The 21940-nt window shown below is 40.0% G+C and carries 21 protein-coding genes; 17 read left to right on the top strand and 4 right to left on the bottom strand.

Annotated features, from left to right (window positions below):
* Window positions 1–28: 28 nt before the first annotated feature.
* Both EGC80_RS16415 and EGC80_RS16410 read right to left on the bottom strand, forming a co-directional pair.
* Window positions 29–199 (bottom strand): periplasmic nitrate reductase, NapE protein, encoded by a 171-nt coding sequence (locus EGC80_RS16415; protein WP_124011439.1) that lies wholly within the window; start codon window positions 197–199, stop codon window positions 29–31.
* A gap of 370 nt (window positions 200–569) precedes the next feature.
* Window positions 570–1535, bottom strand: coding sequence for an alpha/beta fold hydrolase (locus tag EGC80_RS16410; protein ID WP_124011438.1), 966 nt, complete (start codon window positions 1533–1535; stop codon window positions 570–572).
* Between the two features lie 938 nt (window positions 1536–2473).
* Here EGC80_RS16410 and EGC80_RS16400 point away from each other — a divergent pair.
* The 3 genes from EGC80_RS16400 (at window position 2474) to EGC80_RS16390 (ending at window position 5753) form a co-directional block, all read left to right on the top strand.
* Window positions 2474–2908, top strand: a complete 435-nt coding sequence (locus EGC80_RS16400; protein ID WP_124011436.1) for a DUF2057 family protein — start codon at window positions 2474–2476, stop codon at window positions 2906–2908.
* 128 nt (window positions 2909–3036) lie between these two features.
* Window positions 3037–3507, top strand: a complete 471-nt coding sequence (locus EGC80_RS16395) for a MerR family transcriptional regulator (RefSeq protein WP_101031551.1) — start codon at window positions 3037–3039, stop codon at window positions 3505–3507.
* Window positions 3507–5753 carry a heavy metal translocating P-type ATPase gene (locus EGC80_RS16390; protein ID WP_124011435.1) on the top strand — a complete coding sequence of 749 codons (2247 nt, stop codon included), beginning with the start codon at window positions 3507–3509 and terminating at the stop codon, window positions 5751–5753. Before EGC80_RS16395 ends, EGC80_RS16390 begins: the two co-directional genes overlap by 1 nt.
* A 40-nt stretch (window positions 5754–5793) precedes the next feature.
* Here EGC80_RS16390 and EGC80_RS16385 read toward each other — a convergent pair whose 3' ends face one another.
* Entirely contained in the window at window positions 5794–6678 is an 885-nt protein-coding gene (locus EGC80_RS16385; RefSeq protein ID WP_124693443.1) for an IS1595 family transposase, read from the bottom strand.
* A gap of 58 nt (window positions 6679–6736) precedes the next feature.
* Between EGC80_RS16385 and EGC80_RS16380 the strand changes: the two genes are divergently transcribed.
* The 14 genes from EGC80_RS16380 (at window position 6737) to EGC80_RS16320 (ending at window position 20620) form a co-directional block, all read left to right on the top strand.
* A complete protein-coding gene (locus EGC80_RS16380) occupies window positions 6737–7096 on the top strand; it encodes a cupredoxin domain-containing protein (RefSeq protein WP_124013746.1) in 360 nt (119 codons plus the stop codon).
* A gap of 983 nt (window positions 7097–8079) precedes the next feature.
* Window positions 8080–8481 (top strand): hypothetical protein, encoded by a 402-nt coding sequence (locus EGC80_RS22755; protein ID WP_233768526.1) that lies wholly within the window; start codon window positions 8080–8082, stop codon window positions 8479–8481.
* A complete protein-coding gene (locus tag EGC80_RS16370; RefSeq protein ID WP_233768525.1) occupies window positions 8478–9857 on the top strand; it encodes a TolC family protein in 1380 nt (459 codons plus the stop codon). Before EGC80_RS22755 ends, EGC80_RS16370 begins: the two co-directional genes overlap by 4 nt.
* Window positions 9858–9879: 22 nt before the next feature.
* Window positions 9880–11511, top strand: a complete 1632-nt coding sequence (locus EGC80_RS16365; RefSeq protein WP_124013745.1) for an efflux RND transporter periplasmic adaptor subunit — start codon at window positions 9880–9882, stop codon at window positions 11509–11511.
* A complete protein-coding gene (locus EGC80_RS16360; protein ID WP_124013744.1) occupies window positions 11511–14639 on the top strand; it encodes an efflux RND transporter permease subunit in 3129 nt (1042 codons plus the stop codon). The genes EGC80_RS16365 and EGC80_RS16360 overlap by 1 nt, the downstream gene beginning before the upstream one ends.
* Before the next feature lie 607 nt (window positions 14640–15246).
* The gene (locus EGC80_RS16355) at window positions 15247–15612 is read left to right on the top strand and encodes a hypothetical protein (RefSeq protein WP_233768524.1); all 366 of its coding nucleotides are present in this window, start codon (window positions 15247–15249) and stop codon (window positions 15610–15612) included.
* A gap of 139 nt (window positions 15613–15751) precedes the next feature.
* On the top strand, window positions 15752–16111 hold the full coding sequence (locus EGC80_RS16350) for a DUF411 domain-containing protein (protein ID WP_233768523.1): 360 nt from the start codon (window positions 15752–15754) through the stop codon (window positions 16109–16111).
* Window positions 16095–16268 carry a DUF411 domain-containing protein gene (locus tag EGC80_RS22750; protein WP_233768522.1) on the top strand — a complete coding sequence of 58 codons (174 nt, stop codon included), beginning with the start codon at window positions 16095–16097 and terminating at the stop codon, window positions 16266–16268. The genes EGC80_RS16350 and EGC80_RS22750 overlap by 17 nt, the downstream gene beginning before the upstream one ends.
* Before the next feature lie 42 nt (window positions 16269–16310).
* Entirely contained in the window at window positions 16311–16649 is a 339-nt protein-coding gene (locus tag EGC80_RS16345; RefSeq protein ID WP_233768521.1) for a copper resistance protein B, read from the top strand.
* On the top strand, window positions 16646–17068 hold the full coding sequence (locus tag EGC80_RS16340; RefSeq protein ID WP_124013742.1) for a copper resistance CopC family protein: 423 nt from the start codon (window positions 16646–16648) through the stop codon (window positions 17066–17068). Before EGC80_RS16345 ends, EGC80_RS16340 begins: the two co-directional genes overlap by 4 nt.
* 15 nt (window positions 17069–17083) lie before the next feature.
* A complete protein-coding gene (locus EGC80_RS16335; protein ID WP_124013741.1) occupies window positions 17084–17980 on the top strand; it encodes a copper resistance D family protein in 897 nt (298 codons plus the stop codon).
* Window positions 17981–18055: 75 nt separating this feature from the next.
* Window positions 18056–18499 carry a YybH family protein gene (locus EGC80_RS16330; protein WP_124013753.1) on the top strand — a complete coding sequence of 148 codons (444 nt, stop codon included), beginning with the start codon at window positions 18056–18058 and terminating at the stop codon, window positions 18497–18499.
* 229 nt (window positions 18500–18728) lie between these two features.
* A complete protein-coding gene (locus tag EGC80_RS16325) occupies window positions 18729–19691 on the top strand; it encodes a sensor domain-containing diguanylate cyclase (protein ID WP_124013740.1) in 963 nt (320 codons plus the stop codon).
* A gap of 260 nt (window positions 19692–19951) precedes the next feature.
* A complete protein-coding gene (locus EGC80_RS16320) occupies window positions 19952–20620 on the top strand; it encodes a glutathione S-transferase (RefSeq protein WP_164839481.1) in 669 nt (222 codons plus the stop codon).
* 356 nt (window positions 20621–20976) lie between these two features.
* Here EGC80_RS16320 and EGC80_RS16315 read toward each other — a convergent pair whose 3' ends face one another.
* Complete coding sequence (locus EGC80_RS16315; RefSeq protein WP_124013739.1) at window positions 20977–21732, bottom strand: hypothetical protein; 756 nt, start codon at window positions 21730–21732, stop codon at window positions 20977–20979.
* Window positions 21733–21940 lie beyond the last annotated feature (208 nt).

Below are 21940 nucleotides of genomic sequence, written 5' to 3'. Positions count from 1 at the left end.
AATAAGATTGACTCATGATTTTCGAGGATTAGTGTGCGACAACGCCACCAAATGCTTGGATCATCCAAATGACAAAACCGTAAGCGCTAATGCTGGTGATTGTGATGATTGGAAAGAGTAAAAAAATGATAAATCCAAGTACCTTTAACTCCTTAGATTTCACTTTTCTAGGGGGTTCTGCTAAATCTTTTGTTGTCATAATGTGCTCACTTAAATAATTACCTTTGCTGATGCCAGCTATATTAGATAACAATTGTTAATGGCACTCAGACTGTAGATGAATGAACGCAGACAATATGTGAAAGATTATGAACAGACGAGGTGAAGCCAACGAGGAAATAACGACAGTGGATAATTGGAGGGTAGGTGAGCGACAAAAGTGATGCCTAACAAGATAAAATAGCTGTTTTGGTCATATGACCGTGGTTGCCTCTAATATTATCTGAGCCACAATAGCCATGACATATGAATAGTGTCCTTAGAAATTCAGACGCTTAAGAGCGATAACTAACACCGAGAATTAAATCGATTCTGGTAACAGAGAGTGTGAACCATATTGTGCACTTACCCTAAGATTGATCCGGCTTATGTTCTTGCAAGAATTGTTTAACTATTAATACCGTTGATTGCGGATCTTCCTCATGAGGTACATGGCCTAACTCATCAAATACAACCAGCTCGCTGTTGGCTATATCGTGATTAAACTGGGTGCCATACTTAGGCGGAATTAACTTGTCTTTGGCTCCCCATATTATCAATGTTGGTACATCAATGGTGTTAATCTTATCCACCAAAAGTCCTGGTAATGTTTGTTTAAAGCGCGCTTTCAAGGCGTCACGATTACCTTGTCGAAGTGATAGTTCGTAATATCGGTCAACTAATTCATCGCTGACCAAATCAGGGTTACCGTAGACATTCTTAACACTGCGAGCGACCAGTGATTTAGGTAACACATTTTTTAACAACACACTGGTTAGCGGATTTTGTGATAATGTAAATGCCAGTGGTACCGATTCTGGTTCAAAAGGGTATCCACTGGAATCAACCAACACTAATTTCGACACTCTTTGTGGATACCGAACCGCGGTCGCCCAAGATACATAACCCCCTAAAGAGTTACCCGCTAAGACGCATTTTTGTATCTTTAATTCATCGAGCACTGCAGCAACGACATCAGCGTAATGTTCAATGCTGTAATTATTGTCAGGATCGGGCCCAGTCAATCCAAATCCCGGTAAGTCGAAACGAATGACTCTGCGTTGTCCTTTTAATGCGTCTACCCAACCATCCCAAGTATGTAAAGACGCACTCGTGCCATGGATTAACACTATGGGTTCTAGATCAGACTTTGACCCTTCATCTCTTAAGTGAATATTCATCCCTGCAATATTAACAAACTGCGAGGGGGGTTGAGCCCAGCGTTGACTCAGCTCTGCCACTGACTTGTCCGGCGCTTGATTAAGATAAATAAAAATTGCCAGGCAGGCTAAAAGTACCAACAACAGATATAAAAAATATTTCAACAATCCGAACATTTGTGGACCTTATTTTTGTTATAGATCGAATGCTAATAAACATTAACAGCAGTGATCGTTAGGTTACATTGCCATTTAAGACTAAATTGTAAATGAAATAAATCTTTGCTGAGCAGGATCAAATAATGGCAGCCAAATAGTTATAATAATGTTAACTACAGGCTTGCAGCATACACAATGACATTTGTTATCACAATATACCCACGACAAGATGAAATAGGCTGTCTCAAGTGCAAACAATAGAATGTGTTTATAGAAAAGTGTTTATGAACAAGCGTTAGCCTGAGTAATAGCATGATATGACCGTTTTAAGGGCATAGAGGCGATCTCTGATAGTGCTCGTATTGACGTACTACTTACTTCTTTAATAAATAACTAGGCATCATATTATTGATAAGTGTTGCATCAGTCGTATAAATTTAACTACAACATTGTTATAGTAAAAGCCTCTTAGTTTAGTGGACATCATGTATGCTAAAAATTTTGTTAAATATAGCGATTATATTATCACTAGTAGGGCAACTGTTTATGCCTAGCTATGCTATGTCTAACGAAATGACTATGTCTACTGAAATGACTATGTCAGGCTCGCAATCGAGCAATCTGCACCCATCAACCATGATAGACATCGACTGCGACAATTACGTTCACAACGATAACTGTTGTTCAGACAATATAAGTCAATGCATAAGTCAATGCATTAGTCATTGCCATGCCATAGCTCATGCTTTTATGTTGTTTTCGGGCGAAGAGCTTACCGCTATACGGTTAACTGGCGCCAAAGTTAGCCTAGCTTTATGGGTATCAACACCTACCACTCTAACAAACCAAAATCCACCTCCGATAGCGTAATTCTTTATTCAAATTAGTCACCCACATTAATTTATAAAGATTATTGTTGCTGTAATTAACAGCATCAACACTTAACGGAGTTCATCATGAAAAAATTTATTGCTATTTCACTTCTCTCTATCGTCAGCTCAGTATCAATGGCTGCAACTATCTCATTACCTGACAATTTAATTTTTACTGCGGTCGATGGTAAAACCTTACAAAACAAGAGCCAAATAGACATTGCACCTGGTCAACATTTAATTCAAATACAGTATTATGACGTGTTCAGACCTGGGGTAGATGATACTGATATCATTAAATCAGATGCACTATATTGGATCTATAATCTGGCTAAAGATGAAGATATTCAAGTGAAAACAAAAGAGGTTCTGTCCTCCACCAGTGCAAAGAACTTTATCAAATCACCCCTGATAACATTAGATCGCGCCAATATAAAAGGTGAAACCGTCAAGTTAGTTAATCACGAAGAGTTAATGGCTATCATCATGAAACAACATAGTAAAATGATGCAGCAGTAACCGTTAAATAATAGGGCACTCAAAATGTGCCCTATTATTTTAATATTCAAAACCTGCTTGACCTGTGTGTAAGACATAGGTTTATAGTCAAACTATCGTAACGATTAACGTTTGCTTTAGGAGGCAGTATGAAAGTGAATCAACTTGCTAATGAATTAGGTATCACCGCCGACACAGTGCGCTTTTACACTCGTGTCGGATTACTTAATCCAAATAAATCTCCTGTTAATGGTTATAAAATATATGACCATAAAAATAAGTCTCGAATGCAATTTATCTTAAGTGCTCGCACGCTTGGCTTTTCCGTTGAAGAAATCAAAGTGATTTTTTCCAAAACCGATCATGGCGAAAGTGCATGTCAACTTGTACGAGCGCTAGTAAAACAAAAATTGGCTGAAACAGAAAAACAATTTAATGAAATGGTCAAATTAAGAACTAGGCTTTCAGAGGCCGTTGAAGAATGGTCAACCATGCCAGACAACTTGCCCACAGGAAATATGGTTTGTAATTTAATTGAGGCGACAAATCAAGCGGAAAGCACCACAGTAACCGCTACTCAGCAGGACAAGATGAAATTAACGTCAAAGGAGGTTAAGTAATGAATCAAAAAACAAACTCGCCTATGCAACTCAATATCCTCGGCGCCGGTTGCGCCAGTTGTGTTGGCAAAATTGAAAAAGCGATTAAAGCCGTCGACGGTGTTGATTCGGCAGACATGAATTTTGCCGACAGAACGGTACTTGTTACTGGTCAAGCTTCTGCTGAGTTGATGATAAAAGCGGTAGAAAGTGCCGGTTACAACGCGACACAAATACAGGCTGATTCAGCAGAAGATGCCATGGATGAAAAAGAACAGGCCGATTTACACTATTATAAAAGTTTATTGCGCCATACCATTATAGCGTTGTCTGTTGGTATTCCACTGATGATTTATGGACTTTTCATCGGTGAAATGACGGTGACAACCCCTGTTGAGCAAATGGCGTGGGGATCCGTTGGTGTCGTTACACTGGCAATCATGCTGATATCTGGTAGGCATTTTTATATCGGCGCATGGAAATCATTTTTAAACCATAACGCTAATATGGATACCCTTATTGCATTAGGTACGGGTACGGCTTGGATATATTCAATGCTTATTGTTGGATTTCCTGAATGGTTCCCCGAGATGGCAAGGCATGTTTACTTTGAAGCTACCGCAATGATTATTGGTTTAATTAATTTAGGCTTGGCGCTAGAAGTTAAAGCGCGCGGTAAAACCTCTGAAGCCATTAAGCGTCTTATTGGCCTGCAAGCCAAAACAGCTAGAGTTATCCGAGATGGAAAAGATGTCGATATCGATATTGCCAATGTATTACTCAACGATCACGTTAGAGTACGTCCAGGCGAAAAAATTCCAGTAGATGGTGTGGTTATTGACGGTAAAAGTACCATTGATGAGTCAATGTTAACCGGTGAACCAATGCCCGTTGAAAAAAGAGTTGATGACGATGTAGTCACTGGTACCTTAAATAAGTCAGGCTCAATCATATTTAAAGCCACTCGAGTCGGTAAAGATACGGCATTGGCGCAAATCATCAATATGGTCAAGCGCGCACAAAACTCTAAACCACCAATTGGCCGTTTGGCTGATGTGATATCGGCTTACTTTGTGCCAGCCATTATGATCATCGCCATTGTTAGTGCCATGGTGTGGTTTAACTTTGGACCAGAGCCATCGACCGTATTTGCAATTGTTTCCGCAACAACGGTATTAATTATTGCTTGTCCTTGCGCGCTAGGGTTAGCCACGCCAATGTCTGTAATGGTAGGCGTGGGTAAGGCCGCTGAATCGGGCGTGCTTATTCGTAACGGTGAAGCATTGCAAACAGCGTCAAAAATCACTGCAATGATTTTAGATAAAACGGGCACCATTACCGAAGGTAAACCCCAAGTCACCGATATTATTCTCGTCAATACCGACAGCGAAGAGCAGGTATTATCATTGGCTGCTGGGATTGAAAGTCACTCAGAACACCCACTAGCGCAAGCCATTGTTGAAAGTGCCAATGCCAGAGCAATTGAAATGACTAAAACAGAGCACTTTAATGCCATTTCGGGTAAAGGTGTTGAAGCCACGGTGGATGGGGAAATATTACTGTTTGGTAATCAAAAACTGATGCAAGACAAAAATATTGATATTGGTTTTAATGAAGCTAAGGCCCAAGTATTAGCAGAAGAGGCTAAAACACCTATGTATTTGGCGCTTGCAGGGCAGCTGCTTGCCATTATAGCCGTATCAGATCCTATAAAACCGGATTCGGTGGCTGCTATCGCGAGACTTAAACGTAATGGCATTAAAGTGATTATGTTAACTGGTGATAATAAAGCGACCGCAGCTGCAGTGGCTAAAAAAGTGGGTATTGATGACTTTTTCGCCGAAGTGATGCCTGAAGATAAAGCCAATAAAGTGGCCGAACTTCAACGTCACAATGAAGTGGTTGGTATGACAGGTGATGGGATTAACGACGCGCCAGCGTTGGCGTTAGCCGATGTTGGGTTCGCGATTGGTACGGGCACCGATGTCGCGATAGAAAGTGCCGATATCACCTTAATGCGCGGTTCACTTCATGGATTAGCCGATGCCATTGCTATTAGTAAAGCAACGCTGCGCAACATTAAACAAAACTTGTTTGGGGCATTTATTTATAACGCTGCGGGTATTCCCTTAGCGGCAGGAGTGCTTTATCCGGTATTTGGTATTTTGTTAAATCCAGTGATTGCAGGTGCTGCCATGGCTTTCTCATCGCTTACCGTAGTGAGTAACGCGAATCGATTACGTTTATTTAAAGCTAAAGAACACTAAGAGGCCCAATATGATTATTAATAATGCCTATGCAGTTGGCTCAGTAAGAATGTATTGGCGTGTGAATTATTGCCAAATTTAACAATCTGTTAGGTATTTCTCTTTCCATTTGTCTACGATTGAACCGATAACAGAACTCGCTCAGGTATTCTTGTAGGTACTTTCCTGAAACACCATGAAATGTCCCAAGTAAAAATGCCTTTAAGTTACCAATGGCAATATGAACCCAAGGCAGCCATTCATCAACAAGCTCACTGGGGGTAACCCTCGCTTCATGTTGTTGAGTCTTATCTATAATGTTCAACGCAGGTAAGCCGTCTGTATGCACTTTTTGCTGTCTCGTTAAGTGTTTGGCAACGAACTTTTCAACACTATCATGGCAAACGCTATTCACAGCCTGCATAGCAATAAATCCAGCTCTTTTTCCTTTGCTTTCAACGGCAACTAAAACAGGTGTTTTACCTTCTGCTCCACGTCCACGCTTGCCCTTCCTTCTGCCACCCACTAACGCATCATCAATTTCAATAACGCCTGACAGTCTATATAAGCTGTCTCTATGGCCCATAGCCGTTCTCAGCTTACTTAATATCAAACGTGCCGTTCGCCAATTAACTTCAATGTGCTTGCTCAATCTTAATGCTGAAATACTGCCTTTATCTGAGCCTAAAAAGTAGATTGCCCAAAACCACTTAGTGATAGGAATACGGCTACCGTGGAATAATGTGTCTGCTGTGACCGATGTTTGTTTATGACATTGACTGCATTCATATACATTGCGGGTTGTAAGCTCATAGGCATGCTCACAAGAGCATCTAGGGCAAACAAAACCATTAGGCCATCTCATTTTCTTAATGTGATTTAAGCAATCAATTTCAGCGCTGAATTGACGTTGCCATTCAAAAAAACTCGTTTCAGGCATTTTCATAGCAAATCTCACTTCTAGTCTTGATTTATACTATAAGAATAAGCCAAAACTGACTCAGATGCATAGGCATGTTATTAATTTACTTTGTCTCGCGCTAATCGGTTTCATTGTTTGGTGGTTTTGGTTATACAAACCGTCAAATGAAGCCAGCGTTGATGCCACCACATCGATTCTGGTTAAAGATGGTGTGTATTCGCCAGCAAGAATTAATATTGCCGCCAATACACCGACTGAAATAACCTTTTTACGCCAAGATAAATCGGGGTGTTCAGCCACGGTATTGCTACCCGACTTAGAGATTAGTCAGGATTTGGCGTTGGATAAACCGACCACGATAGCATTACCTGCACTGGAAAAGGGCGAGTATCCGTTTCATTGTCAGATGCAAATGTATAAAGGGGTGTTGGTCGTTGAATAATCATAAGGAGTCGACATTAATCCCTTAGGAGAAGGTGTTGTAATGATGAAAACAACAAAACCAGTCACTTATATCTAGTTGATTTTAGTTGTATGCCCTTCACCGAGGCGGTTGGTAGTCAAAGGGTCTCGTCGACCTTGTAAATTGGCTGTCGAGCTGGCATAAACCACCGCCAAGGTCTACAGTCAAACTGAGGGGAGATCTTTATAGATGCGTTTTATGCTGTAAATTATCGGTTGGCACCCCAGTCGATGAATAAACACGCATTCGACTATGGAAAGAAACTATAGATATATTTAATATCAAACGTTTACATTGCATACATAAGTCATTCCTACTTGATTTGTTACTTATAAATGTGACCTAGGTCAGGTTGTTTAACGTTAAAATTCATTACAATTAGCTAAGATGATTTACGCTAGTTGAGTGTAAATTATTATCAGTAATATTGGAGTTATATTTTGGTTGGTAAGCGATTTATCACAGTAATCTTTATCTTGATGACATTTGTCAGCCAAGCTTTTGCGTCTGTGATTTTGCCATGTCCCTCTAATATGAACTCAATGCTAAGTACATCTAATGTCATTACGACCGATACCAGCACTACTGCGACTAACGCTTGCCATCATCAATTAATGTCTGACACTGATTTAGTTAACAAAACAACCAGTGATACTTTTGATTGTTGCGATAATCAATGTGACTGTCCTATTGGTAGTTGCTTTTCAATTGCGCTAGAAATGATGACAATTCAATCAGTAACGCTCTCTAATGTGAGTCGTTTTATACCTAGTTTGACTCAACATACCATCCCACAATTCAACGTTTCTTTATATCGCCCTCCTATAGTTATTAGTTAGCTAGGAATGGTTTGATCAATTTCTGATCTCCTTCCTTCTCATTTATCTTTTTTAAAATAAATTAACGAGATATTACCTTTTTTCGAATTAAATTCGAATATAGGTAACTAATTTGGAGGCTTTATGTCTTTAATTTCCAAAAGGCTGGGTGGCATTTACGCCCCAAATTTTTTCATAGCAATGCTGTTACCGCTATTAAAAATAAAAAAGGGATTGAGCGTCGTTATCGCTCTTGTCATAACGCTATTTCAAAATATAACTCTGTTTTTCATGCATATGTCCCGGCAAAGTTTATCTAGCAAATTTTGCAAGAAGCTTATGCTGACTATGTGTTTGGCTTGTCAGTTCCCGCAATGCCAATGGCAACGTCAGCAATGGACATTGGCGATAAAGTTAGGCCATATCAAGTTTGATTACTTAAAAATGATGGTGCTAGCGAAGTTTATGTTGCTGACAATTAAAGCAAGAAGCTGTGTCAGTGAGTATAAATTTGCGGTCAATTCAAGTAAGGAGCAATACCAGTGATTAAAAGTAAAAATCATAGCAAAGGGTGGGTAATGGTTGGCTTGGGGCTATTAACCATGAGTAGCTTGACTGTTTTTGCAGAGCCGTTATCTCAAAAGGCTGAAATACTTTCTTTTGAGCAAGCGATTAGCGTTGCACAAAAGAACGACCCTTGGCTAAAAGGAAATCGTCATCAACAAAGTGCTATTGAATCTTTAAGTATTGCTGCTGATACATTGCCTGATCCAAAAATTTCTGTTGGTTTGGTTAATATGCCTACCGATAGTTTTAATTTTAATCAAGAAGGTATGACGCAATTTAAAGTCGGTATTAGCCAAGTGATCCCTCGAGGTGACACTCTGGAACTCACCAGTCGTCAATTAAAGATCAAAAGCCAAGGGTATCCCTTTCAACGAGAAAACAGAGAAGCGCAAGTTGCGTTAACCGTGGGGCAATTATGGCTTGATGCTTATCGTGTACAACAAAGTGTTGTCTTAATTGAAAAAGATCGTTCGTTATTTTTACAATTAGTAGACATTACCGAGGCGAGTTATTCAGCTGCTTTAGGGCGAACCCGACAAACCGACATTGTTCGTGCGCAGTTAGAATTGACTAATCTAGATGCACGTTTGGATGTGTTAGCACAAGAGAAAAATAAATTTGAAGGACAATTGTCACAATGGTTATCCGATTATTTATCAGGGCTTGATGATCCGCTATCGACTCATTTAGCACTGCATGACATTAATTTAGGCAAACAGATCCCACAAATGGATTTGCAACAGAGTGAGCTAGTTTATGCTGATAAATGGCACAAACCTGAACAATTAATAAGCTATTTTGCTCAGCACCCTGCGGTTATCGCTTTAAATAAAAGAATTGAAGCGACTAAAACAGGCATTGCGTTAGCGAAACAGAAATACAAACCTGAATGGGGTGTTAACGCAGGCTTTGGTTCTCGCGGTGACGATCCTACCGGTAATAGTCGTGCTGATTTAATGTCTGTAGGGGTAACGTTTGACTTACCATTTTTCACGCAAAACAAGCAAGATCAAGATGTTAAATCAGCAATATCACAAACTGAATCGATAAAAACTGAAAAGCTATTATTACTTCGTCAGTTGCTTAGTAACTATTCGACGGCCAAAGGGCGTTTGTTACGACTTAATGATCAACAACGGCTTTATCGAGAAAAATTATTACCACAAATGTATGAACAAGCAGAAGCTTCTTTAACCGCTTATACCAATGATGACGGTGATTTTTCTGAGGTTGTTCGAGCTCATATCGAAGTACTCAATGCTGAAATTAGAATTTTAACCTTAGATGTAGCACAACAAAAAATTCTATTAGAATTAAATTATTTATTTATTGGTGCAAATAAAGCGACCCGATAAATTGCCAAATACGGAGAAAGACATGAGTTCAAGTAATAAATCCCAAATGAAGGGTGTAGTGATCGGTGCCGTAATTGGTGCTGTTGTAACATTAGGTGCCTATACTGCATTTGCGCCATCGGATCAGGCTAGTTCTGCGGGGGGTGAAAGTAGTGAACCTGCGAAGGAAAAACCTTTGTATTGGGTCGCGCCAATGGATGCTGATTATAAAAGTGATAAACCGGGTAAGTCGCCAATGGGTATGGAGCTGATCCCTTATTATGGCAATACTGGTTCTGGCCCTGATGAAGGAAAAGGCACCATTCGTATTTCCCCTGATGTTATTAATAACTTAGGGGTACGTACTGTCAATGCAGCATACCAACCATTGCATATGCAAATCGATACTGTGGGTTATGTTGCCTGGGATCAAGATGCTTTAGTCCATATTCACCCGCGAGTAGAGGGCTGGGTTGAAAAACTTTACGTTAAAGCAATTGGTGACCCGGTTAAAAAAGGTCAACCTCTATATGATATTTATTCGCCTGAATTAGTAAATGCCCAAGAAGAATTATTATTGGCATTAGATCGCAGCAACCAACGTTTGATCACCGCCGCGGAAAATCGTTTAGTTTCGTTACAGATCCCGAAATCAGCCATTATTCAATTAAAGAAAACCAAAAAAGTCCAACAGAATATTACTTTTTATGCGCCACAACAGGGTGTCGTGAAAAACTTAAAAATTCGTGAAGGTTTCTTTATCCAACCAGGCTCAACCATGATGTCGATTGGCGATTTAGCTGAGGTATGGGTTGAAGCGGAAGTATTTGAGCGCCAATCCGGACAAATAAAAATCGGTACTCCTGTAACCATGACGTTAGATTATTTGCCGAGTAAAAAATATAACCTTAATGTCGATTATATTTACCCAACCTTAGACCCTAAAACACGCACAATGAAAGTAAGGATCCGTGTAGACAATAAAAATGGCGACTTTAAACCCGATATGTTTGCACAAATTAGTCTGCACACCTCGGGTGATGAAAGTGCGCTATTAATTCCCAAAGAAGCCTTAGTGCGAACTGGGCACCAAGATCGGGTGGTATTAGCACTAGGTCAAGGTAGCTTTAAAGCCATTGAAGTTAACGTTGGCCGTTTTGATAGAGATAATGTGGAAATATTATCAGGCTTAGCCGCCGGTGAAAAAGTGGTTACCTCTGCACAATTCTTACTCGATTCAGAATCAAGCAAAACCTCTGACTTTAAGCGTATGAACCATGAACAAGCTAGCAAGGCTAGTAAGGACATGGAAGGTATCGATCATAGTTCAATGGAAGGTATGGTTCATAGCTCAATGGAAGGTATGGATCATAGCTCAATGGCCGGTAAGGATATGAAAAAACAGATACCTTCAGCCATGGTTAACGGTACCGTTAAATCAGTTATGGTTGCACACCGAATGGTGAATGTTGACCGAGAAGCTATTGTCGATTGGGATCGTCCTGCCGCTAATGTTGATTATATTGTCAGCGAAGATGTCGATATGACGTTATTTACCGAAGGTGCTTACGTGATGTTTACCTTTGAAATTCGAGAGGGTGACTTTGTTATTGTTAGCGCCATGGCAATGGCGGCACCTGAAGGTTCAGTTAACGAACAAGGCGAGGGTCAATAATGATAGCTAATATTATTCGCTGGTCTATTGCAAATAGATTTTTTGTGATGCTAGGCACATTGGTCATTATGGGGTTTGGCATATATTCAGTCAAAAACACCCCGATAGATGCCTTACCGGATCTGTCCGCTGTGCAAGTTATTGTCAAAACATCTTTTCCAGGCCAAGCGCCACAAGTGGTAGAAGATCAAGTCACTTATCCGTTAACAACGGCAATGTTGTCGGTGCCGGGTGCGGAAACGGTTCGAGGTTATTCATTCTTTGGTGACTCATATGTGTATGTTATTTTTGATGATGATACCGATATGTATTGGGCGCGTTCTCGGGTGCTTGAATATTTAAGCCAAGTAGCGCCAGATTTACCGGCGGCGGCTCGTCCACAACTAGGACCTGATGCCACCGGTGTAGGTTGGGTTTATTTATACTCGTTAGTGGATAGAACAGGTAAACATGATTTAAGCCAATTACGCTCTTTACAAGACTGGTTTTTAAAGTATGAACTACAAACGGTAGCGGGTGTTTCTGAAGTTAGTACTCTTGGCGGTATGGTTAAACAATACCAAGTACAAGTTAATCCGGATAAATTACGTGCCTTTGGTTTTTCGCTTTCTCATATTCAAAAAGCTATTAAACGTGGTAACCAAGAAATTGGTGCTTCGGTAATTGAAATGGCAGAAGCTGAATATATGCTGCGCGCTACCGGTTATATTGAAAGCGTTAAAGATTTAGAGAGTATTCCCTTAGGTGTTAACGATGATGGTACGCCAATATTGCTCAAAGATGTGGCAGACATTGGTACTGGTCCACAAATGCGCCGTGGTATTGCCGAACTTAATGGTGAAGGCGAAGTCGTTGGCGGCATTGTGGTCATGCGTTTTGGCGAAAATGCACAAGATGTTATCAACCGTGTTAAAGCAAAGCTTGAGAAATTAAAAAATGGTTTGCCTGAAGGGGTCGAAATTGTCCCCGTGTATGATCGTTCTTCATTGATCGAACGCGCAGTTAATAATTTAGGTTTTAAATTACTGGAAGAATTTGCAGTAGTTGCACTGGTTTGTATGGTGTTTTTATTTCATGTGCGCTCAGCATTAGTGGCCATTGTTAGTTTACCTATCGGTATTTTAATGGCCTTTATTGTTATGCATGCCCAAGGATTAAACGCCAATATTATGTCATTAGGGGGTATTGCCATTGCGATCGGTGCGATGGTTGATGGTGCTATTGTAATGATAGAAAATATGCATAAACATATGGAACGAACACCGCTCACTAAACAAAACCGATGGCAAATTGTAGCAGATTCGGCTGCGGAAGTTGGGCCAGCATTATTTTTCAGTTTGTTGATTATCACAGTCAGTTTTATGCCAATATTTACCTTAGAAGCACAAGAAGGTAAAATGTTTGCTCCATTAGCCTTTACTAAAACGTATGCGATGGCGGCTTCAGCGATTTTAGCTATTACCTTAGTGCCAGTATTAATGGGTTACTTTATTCGCGGTAAAGTGTTACCTGAGCATAAAAACCCGATAAATAGATTCTTGACTGCCATTTATATGCCGGCATTAAAAACCGTTTTGAATTTCCCTAAAACAGCCATATTTATTGCGCTGTTATTACTGGGTGTTGGTGCGTATCCGCTTGATAAAATTGGCAGTGAATTTATCCCTCCATTAGATGAAGGTGATATAATGTATATGCCAACCACCTATCCATCATTATCTATTGGTCAAGCACGGCAGTTACTACAGCAAACCGATAAGTTGATTAAAACGGTACCCGAAGTTAAAACCGTATTTGGTAAAATTGGTCGTGCCGAAACGGCAACAGACCCGGCACCGCTTACTATGATCGAAACCTTTATCCAATTAAAGCCGCATGAGGCGTGGCGAGAAGGCATGACGACAGCAAAATTGATCAAAGAGTTTGATGCTTTAGTTAAATTGCCAGGGTTAACCAATGCTTGGGTGATGCCGATTAAAACTCGTATCGATATGTTAGCAACGGGTATTAAAACCCCCGTGGGTATTAAAGTGGCTGGCGCTGATTTAAATGTTATTCAAGGCATAGGTGAACAGCTTGAAGAAATTTTAGCAAAGGTTCCTGGTACTGCCTCGGTTTATTCTGAGCGTGTTTCGGGTGGTCGCTATGTGAAAGTTGATATCCAACGAGAAAAAGCAGCGCGTTACGGTTTAAATATTGCTGATATTCAGCAAGTTGTTGCAACCGCTATTGGCGGCATGAATATATCACAGACCGTTGAAGGATTAGAGCGATATCCTATTAACCTACGTTATCCGCAAGATTACCGTAATTCACCTGAAAAATTAGCCGCTATGCCAATAGTCACACCCAGTGGCCAACGAATTCCGCTAGGTGATGTTGCCAACGTGTATGTTGAAGATGGCCCTCCAGCCATTAAAACTGAAAATGCCCGTTTAAATGGTTGGTCGTATGTTGACATTGAAGGCATTGATATCGGGACTTATGTTGAAAATGCACAAAAAGTGGTTAATGAAAAATTAGTATTGCCAGCAGGTTACTCAATCAAATGGGCGGGTCAATATGAATATATGCAACGTGCAAAAGCGAAATTAATGTATGTAGTACCGTTAACCTTAGCGCTTATCGTTTTCTTGCTTTACTTAAATTTCCGAAATGTAATTGAAGTATTGATGATTATGGGTACTTTGCCAATGGCAATGATCGGCAGTGTTTGGTTAATGTACATTGAAGGTTATAATTTTTCGGTGGCAGTCAGTGTTGGTTTTATCGCCCTGGCGGGGGTCACGGTTGAGATCGGGGTAATTATGTTAGTTTACCTAAATCTTTCGTACCGAGAGATGTTAAAAGATCACCAGGAAAAAGGGTTATCTACTAATCGTGATGATGTCTTTAAAGCGGTATTAGAGGGTGCAGCTTTGCGTATTCGCCCTATTATGATGACCGCGGCGGCCATTATTGCCGGCTTACTACCGATTTTATATGGTACAGGCACTGGTTCTAAGGTAATGAGTCGTATCGCTGCTCCTATGGTGGGCGGTATGGTAAGTTCGGTAATTTTAACCTTGTTAATACTGCCCGCGTTATTTTTCTTGTGGCGTGCTTCAGGATTAAAAAAAGCAGACTAGTGTAGGTGGGGGGTTAACCCCCACTTGGTTAAGATGTTAATAAATAACAGTCAATACCCGTCTACAATATTTTATAGGGGGGTATTTATTTACGTTATACCCAAGTGAATTTTAAAATACGTTGAGTTTATTTGGCTATAAAAATATTAAGGGCAAGGGCAAGGGAAATAGATGAGTGTCGGTCTCTTGAACAGATCATATAAGGACTGGCCTAACGCCAATATAGCTTTGGCTATCGGCTATCCAGCCACTCTTTCATACTATTTATCTGAGCCTTGCAAAATGTTATTCAAGCTCACGATGCCGGTCCTTGTTAGGTGATGAGTAGAATTGCCGCTCCAATGGTGGGCTGAATGGTCAGTGCAATAATACTGACTCTATTAATTGTTACTGTTGTGTTTTTTTATGGCGTCGTTATCAATTAAGCCATAAGCAAGGGTATTTTTTTGTTATACTCATCGTAATATAAATTATTGATTAAATTGATATTAAACTAATGTCGGCATATTGTGTTTGTAACGATTTTAATGATTATATTGAATAAGTTTACATTGCTTAAGCTAGCACGTTTCACTATGATCAATACAAAGTAATTGGAGAATCTATTTTGCATAAAGCTCGCTTAATCATGATGTTTGTCTTACTGACGTTTGTCGGTCAGACTTTTGCGTCTGTGATTGTGCCAGGTAATATGCCAATGAGCTCAATGACTTCTTCGAATATGCCTGTAGATAATGGCAATCCATGCCACGATGTTAGTATGCAAGTGGCTATGACAAGTGATAATGCTGATGATGATTGCTGCGCCCAAGCTTGTCATTGCACTGTCGGTTCATGCTTATCTGTTGGTTTAACGATGGCAATGCCAACCCTTAAATCATACGTCAACTTATTCAATTCTACTGCTATGTTTACCTCAGAACTTATGCCTCAGTACCGATCTTCTTTATATCGTCCTCCTATATTTGCCTAACATAGGCACAGTTATATCTTTTTATTGCTAACTGTCCTAACCAATCATGTGTTTTATATTTGTTTAACTATTATCGGTTAACAAACTGACATTGAACCGTGTTGTTTAATGTTACGAAATTTGATTTGGAGGCAATATTATGTCTGCTACATATCACAACTTAGTCGTGTTTTATCGTGTTATTGGATCTATTCTTATGATGCAAATAATGGGATTAACGTTATCTGTCCAGGCTGCGGAACTCGACACCACAGCCCCATTACTCACTGTCTATAAAGATGCCAATTGTGGCTGCTGTGAGAAATGGCTGACTCATATTAGTGAGCGCGGATTTAGTGTTAACGCCCACAATATTGACAACCTTTATGAGTTTAAACAATCAAAGGGTATTCCTACATCTATGCAATCTTGTCATACCGCAGTGTCATCTCAAGGTTATGTGTTTGAAGGCCATATTCCGGCAAAATTTATTAGTCGTTTTTTTGGCAACACCACCTAAAGATGCTATCGGCCTAACCGTGCCGGCTATGCCTGTGGGCAGTCCTGGTATGGAGTACCAAGATAAATTTATGCCATACCACGTTTTACTGATGAAAACTGATGGCAGTAGCCAAGTTTACGCCCAAGTGAATACTCTTGAGGAGTCTGTAAAATGAAATCTAAATATATGATAAAGCCAATTATTCAAACCATAGATAATGAACCTAACAATAGCCGACGCCGTTGAACGGTTAATTACTCAAAAGTTGATATTAACACCTGAGGTAGAAATTAATTTATTTGGTAATGATGACGCAGAGCTTGGGATCGGTTCTTGCGTATCAGATGTGAGCGCAGGATTACGACTGAGATACGAGAGTTTGCTCCTTATATCGGTATTGTTCGGCGTCAGAAACTCGGTATTAGCGCCGATTAGGCTCGAAATGAAGGGGAAGATACACAAGAAACACAGTTGGTTATTGGGTTTAAAGTTTGGTTTTAAGCCATTATTTAAGTACGTTTTTTCGATAGTTAAAACACAAAAGGAAATATTATGAAGTTATTTAACAGCGCATTAGTTGCAACCGGTCTATTTTTGAGCGGATCAGCATTGGCTCATGTCGGGTTGAGCGATTCTATGCCCGCTAACGGATCCATGGTGAGTCAGGCCCCAACAACACTTCAACTGACCTTTACTGCTCCCGTGCGTTTGGTCAAATTAACAATGCAAGATGAAAAGCAGCAAAGCATACCGCTAACATTACCATCAAGCGCGACCAGCCAAGAGGCGTTTTCATTCTCCCTACCAGCATTAAACGCAGCTAATTATACGGTTAACTGGATGATCATGAGTGACGACGGCCATAAGATGAAAGGCAACATGAGCTTTATGCTGCACAATGCTGGCATGAACACTCACAGTGCAACACCTATGTCGATGGATCACGACACAAAAGAGCATACTGAACATCAATAATTGGATACGTAAATCATGATATTAACCGTATTTGAAATATCGGTATTGATGTCAAAATGGGTTATATATCTTAGTGTTGCCGCCGTTATTGGCGGCACATTGATGCAACATCTCATTAAGGCTCAACCTAATCTCAGAATTAGCGTTGCTAAATATATCGGTTTAGGTGCCGCTTTTGGATTGTTGGCCGTTGGTATAAATTATTTTGCTCAAGTCGGTTCTTTTGCTGAAACAGGATTGATGGGAATGTTTGATGCGCAGATGCATGCTTTCCTATGGCCAACTCAAGTAGGTGACACAGTCTTTTGGCGTTTAATTGGTTTTGGTTCAATGCTATTAGCAAGCTGCAGGATGTTGAGTAAAAACAATAATATTAGACATTTTTCGGTTGCAATATCTATCATCAGCACCCTGTTAATTGCTATCACGTTCACTTTTATTGGACACAGTGCAGAACTGGGATTGATTGCCCAAGGGTTGATACTGATACATGTATTAGTTGTAGCAAGTTGGATAGGGGCTTTTTATCCGTTATGGAAACTATGCAATATCGATGACAACATCGTCATACAAAATGTCATGGATACATTTGGTCGTATAGGCATAGGGATTGTCATTCTAGTGTTGCTTTCAGGCATGGGAATGGTGTGGATGTTGTTTGATAGTCCCACTGAATTACTCAGTTCAGATTATGGTATAGCGGTCACCATCAAGCTAAGTTTAGTCGCTATAATTTTGCTTATTGCGGCTTGGCATAAATTTATTTTAGTGCCGAATTTAACTATTTTTACAGCACCACTCGCCAAACGAAAGCTACAAAAATCGATTGGATTAGAAGCATTAGTTGCCCTGATTATATTAGCCACAACAGCAATACTTTCGAGCGTGCTAGGTCCTATTAGCCTTGGATAATCGCTATAAATTAACAGAGAGATAATAATGAAAAATAGACCTGTAACAATATTATTAACGGGCTTGATATTACTTATATCGACAGGGAACAGCAACTTAACGTTTGCCCATGGTGATGAAACTCACGCCATTGAGAAAAGTGAGTTTGTCGGTGTTGATTCAGCTGCGGGTAAGGTCGTTAAACAGTTTCATAATGCCTTACAAACAGGGAATGAAACCCTTATTAGGCAATCATTAGCTGAAAACGTCCAAATTTTTGAGGGCGGCAAAGTAGAACGATCACTTGCTGATTACGCCAGTCATCACATGCATGCCGATATGGCTTACTTAAAAAGTTTATCGATTACGCTCAAAGAACATCGAGTTACCATAACGGGTGACATCGCTATTTCAACTGCAATCAGTCACGCACAAGGAGAATATAAAGGCAAAAGTGTTGACTCAATAACCATGGAAACCCTGGTATTAGTCAAACAAGTTGATGGTAGTTGGAAAATTACCCACGTGCACTGGTCGTAAAGGTACAGATTTCATTATGTAGATAAAGGATTATCTTGAGCTACTTTGTCGGTGCTCCCAAGCAAACCACAATGACTCATATTATGCTAAGGCATGATACTTTATGGAAAAGGACTTCCAATTTTTACTATTGATTTATAGTGACCTAATGTAAATGCGTTGGGATAATTATTCGCGTACGAATTTACTGATATACTCAAATTGAGTATACAAAATTAAGCGGATCACTATGATTAAACCAGAAGTTCCAAAGAATGAAGCAGAGCGATTACATGCGTTGAGAGCATTAAAAATTCTTGATTCTTCGCACGAAGAGCGTTTTGATCGTGTTACTCGTATGGCTAAACGTATGTTTAACGTATCCATTTCACTTGTTAGCTTTGTTGACGAAGATCGCCAATGGTTTAAATCCAAGCAGGGAATTGATGCTTCCGAAACGCCTCGCGATATATCCTTTTGTGGACATGCCATTAATCAAGATGGATTATTTATCATACCAGACGCTTCAAAAGATGAACGTTTTTTTGACAATCCTCTTGTTACAGATGCTCCAAACATTCGATTCTATGCCGGTTATCCTTTAAATCTTAGGCAAGGAATAAATATAGGTACTTTATGTCTTATTGATTCTAAACCTAAAATCCTTAATGAAGAAGACCAGCAGTTGCTTAAAGACTTAGGGACTATGATTGAGCAAGAAATTGAATCTATTCAACTTGCTACGTTGGATGAATTAACCTTGATTTCTAATAGGCGCGGTTTTTTGACTCTGGTTAATCATAGTTTAAAAATGTGTCGACGTAATAAAGTGCCAATGTCATTTATATTATTTGACCTAAACAAATTTAAGGCAATTAATGATGAGTATGGCCACCATGAAGGCGATTTTGTCTTAACCACGTTTGCAAACATAATGCTTGATTCATTCCGTGAATGTGACGTGATCGGTAGGCTGGGTGGAGACGAGTTTGTTGCGATGCTCAGTGACTCTGACGGGGTAAAGGCTGATTTAGCGTTAGCGCGATTTTCTGCCGCGGTGAAAAGGGTAAATGAAACCTTAAATAAGCCATACCAAATTGAGTACAGTGCAGGTGCAATGCATTTTGAACATGATACGGATAAGTCAATAGAAGAGATGATCCAAGATGCGGATGCAGCAATGTACGAAAACAAAAGAGGTAAGGTTGGATAGATTGATAGGGGCTCGTGACGATAAAACATATTTTATTGAACAATGATGTCTAGTCAATTTTATAAGCTCAGCAGACGAACCAACATCATTAATATGAAATGATATTGCTCTGCTGATCAGTCGAGTGCTGATCAGTAAATATTTAGTTCCAGGGTTATATCGTGACGTTAGAAATTTAATAGGGGGAGAGGCTATTATGCGTATATTTTGCTAATGAATATCGTTAAAGTAAATAATTCCTATCGGCGAATTGAGCGACGATGAACGAAATAATGGCATTACCTGTACTCTATTCTTTAAGAAATTGCCCCTACGCGATGCGGGCTAGATTGGCCATTTATGCATCTGGCCAACAAGTTCAGCTGCGCGACTTAGTGTTAAGTAATAAACCGACTGAGATGCTTAACCTTTCGCCTAAAGGTACAGTCCCTGTTTTAGTCACCGCAGATAACCTCGTCATTGATGAAAGTCTATCTATCATGCAGTGGGCATTTTCGCAAACAGACCCTGATGATTATCTTAATAAAGCAGCGCCGAACGCTATTACTGATATGTTGGCTGTTATTGCGCGATTTGATAATGAGTTTAAGGGACATTTAGAACAGTATCGCTGCGCTAAACGTTACCATGAGCCGTCACTCATTAAAGATAGGCAGCAGTGTGAACGATACCTTGCTGATCTAGAGTCACGCCTTTGCCTGCACTCATATTTAATGTCTGACACCCCCAGTTTAACTGATTTGGCATTAATGCCTTTTATTCGTCAGTTTGCCCGAGTAGAGCGGCAATGGTATTTACAATCTCCCTATCCAAAATTGCGCCAGTGGCTTAATCACTATTTACAGAGTCGAATGTTCAGCAAGGTGATGGCGCAATATCCAATGTGGTTAGACTCAAAAGAAGACGTTGTTTTTGGAGACAGTCTGTAGCGTTGGCTTGGTCATTTAATCAATAAATCAGGGCTCTATTGTTACAGACTCGTTATCAATGTCTTTGATATTGCCTAATCTATTTTGAATTGCAAAGTAAACGGATTTTGCAAGATAATGAATTAACATTTGCCTTTAGCCCGATTAACCATTTCATATCTTCAAACTTGGCATTAAATTGGATGTCAGCTAAAACGGTGATGAAGGATGGCAAGTGTTTGAAGTCAAGACTTTTGGATTAGAATAATGAACTGATGCGATCAACTCAATCTGTATACAACAGGCAGTATAATGATGAAGGGTATAACGCATATTTCATTGTTGAAGACCCCACCTGAGTGGGGTCTGCGATTCTCCTACATGGAAAGATCTTCACGCCATTCGTACAAGGCGTAGTGAGTCGACTCAAAATGGGATGCCCAACGTTCTAAAGTTTGTTTGGCTTTATCTTCGCTACCCAAATGCATTGCCAACATTTTGGCAAAACCAGTCTCAGGGGGCTCCATCTCGGCATAACTTTTATAAGGCACGGCTAACATAAGCACGCTGGCGCCACCAACACTAGACTCCCACGACCATGAATAAGGCCATTTTTGCACTTTTGCCGCCTCACTCAATATTTTTTTGTCTTCTTCCATTGCGCGCCAGTGACCTTGCTTCACCGTATAGTGCGTTACCCCCACATATTTATAGGTTAACTCATCTGCCCATTTACTATTGTCCATGTCCATCATCGAAAAATAGTGTTCATATTTATCGACTAATTTATCGACATTTTTTTGCCAATCGGTCATGGGATCTTTATCTTCACTCCACTGGCGATATTCGTCAAAACCTTGCCAGCCAAAGCAGCAAGAACGAATAACGTAACGGTCTAACTCATCTCCTAACACAGGCACATAAACGCGCCAGCTGCGAGGATCATTGAGTTCAGCTCGACGTGCCACATGTTTTTTGAAGGCCTGTTCAAATTCCATAGACTTTCCGTCTTTGGGCGTCATTATCCAAGAATCTGACAAGCTTTCTTTGGCCCACGCCAAAGGAGGCAGCAGCATGACCCCTACGATGAGGGCGATGAATAGAGATGGAAACCATCTTTTCTGTATATTCATTTGTTGGTTCCTTAAGAAGTTAATAACAGCAAAGCGAGTATCAATACGCAGCAGATTACAACTTTTGAAACGTATCCTGTCGATTAAAGATAGCAGGTTGAAAAATCACCAACCGGAGTGGGTTAGACTAAATTAATATAACTATGCTGAATTATGGAAGGATTGGTTATATGTTTTAATGTTATTGACCTATATGTTCTTAAGGACT

Source organism: Shewanella psychromarinicola, assembly GCF_003855155.1.
GTDB lineage: Bacteria > Pseudomonadota > Gammaproteobacteria > Enterobacterales > Shewanellaceae > Shewanella > Shewanella psychromarinicola.
This window is presented reverse-complemented; position numbering and strand designations above follow the sequence as displayed.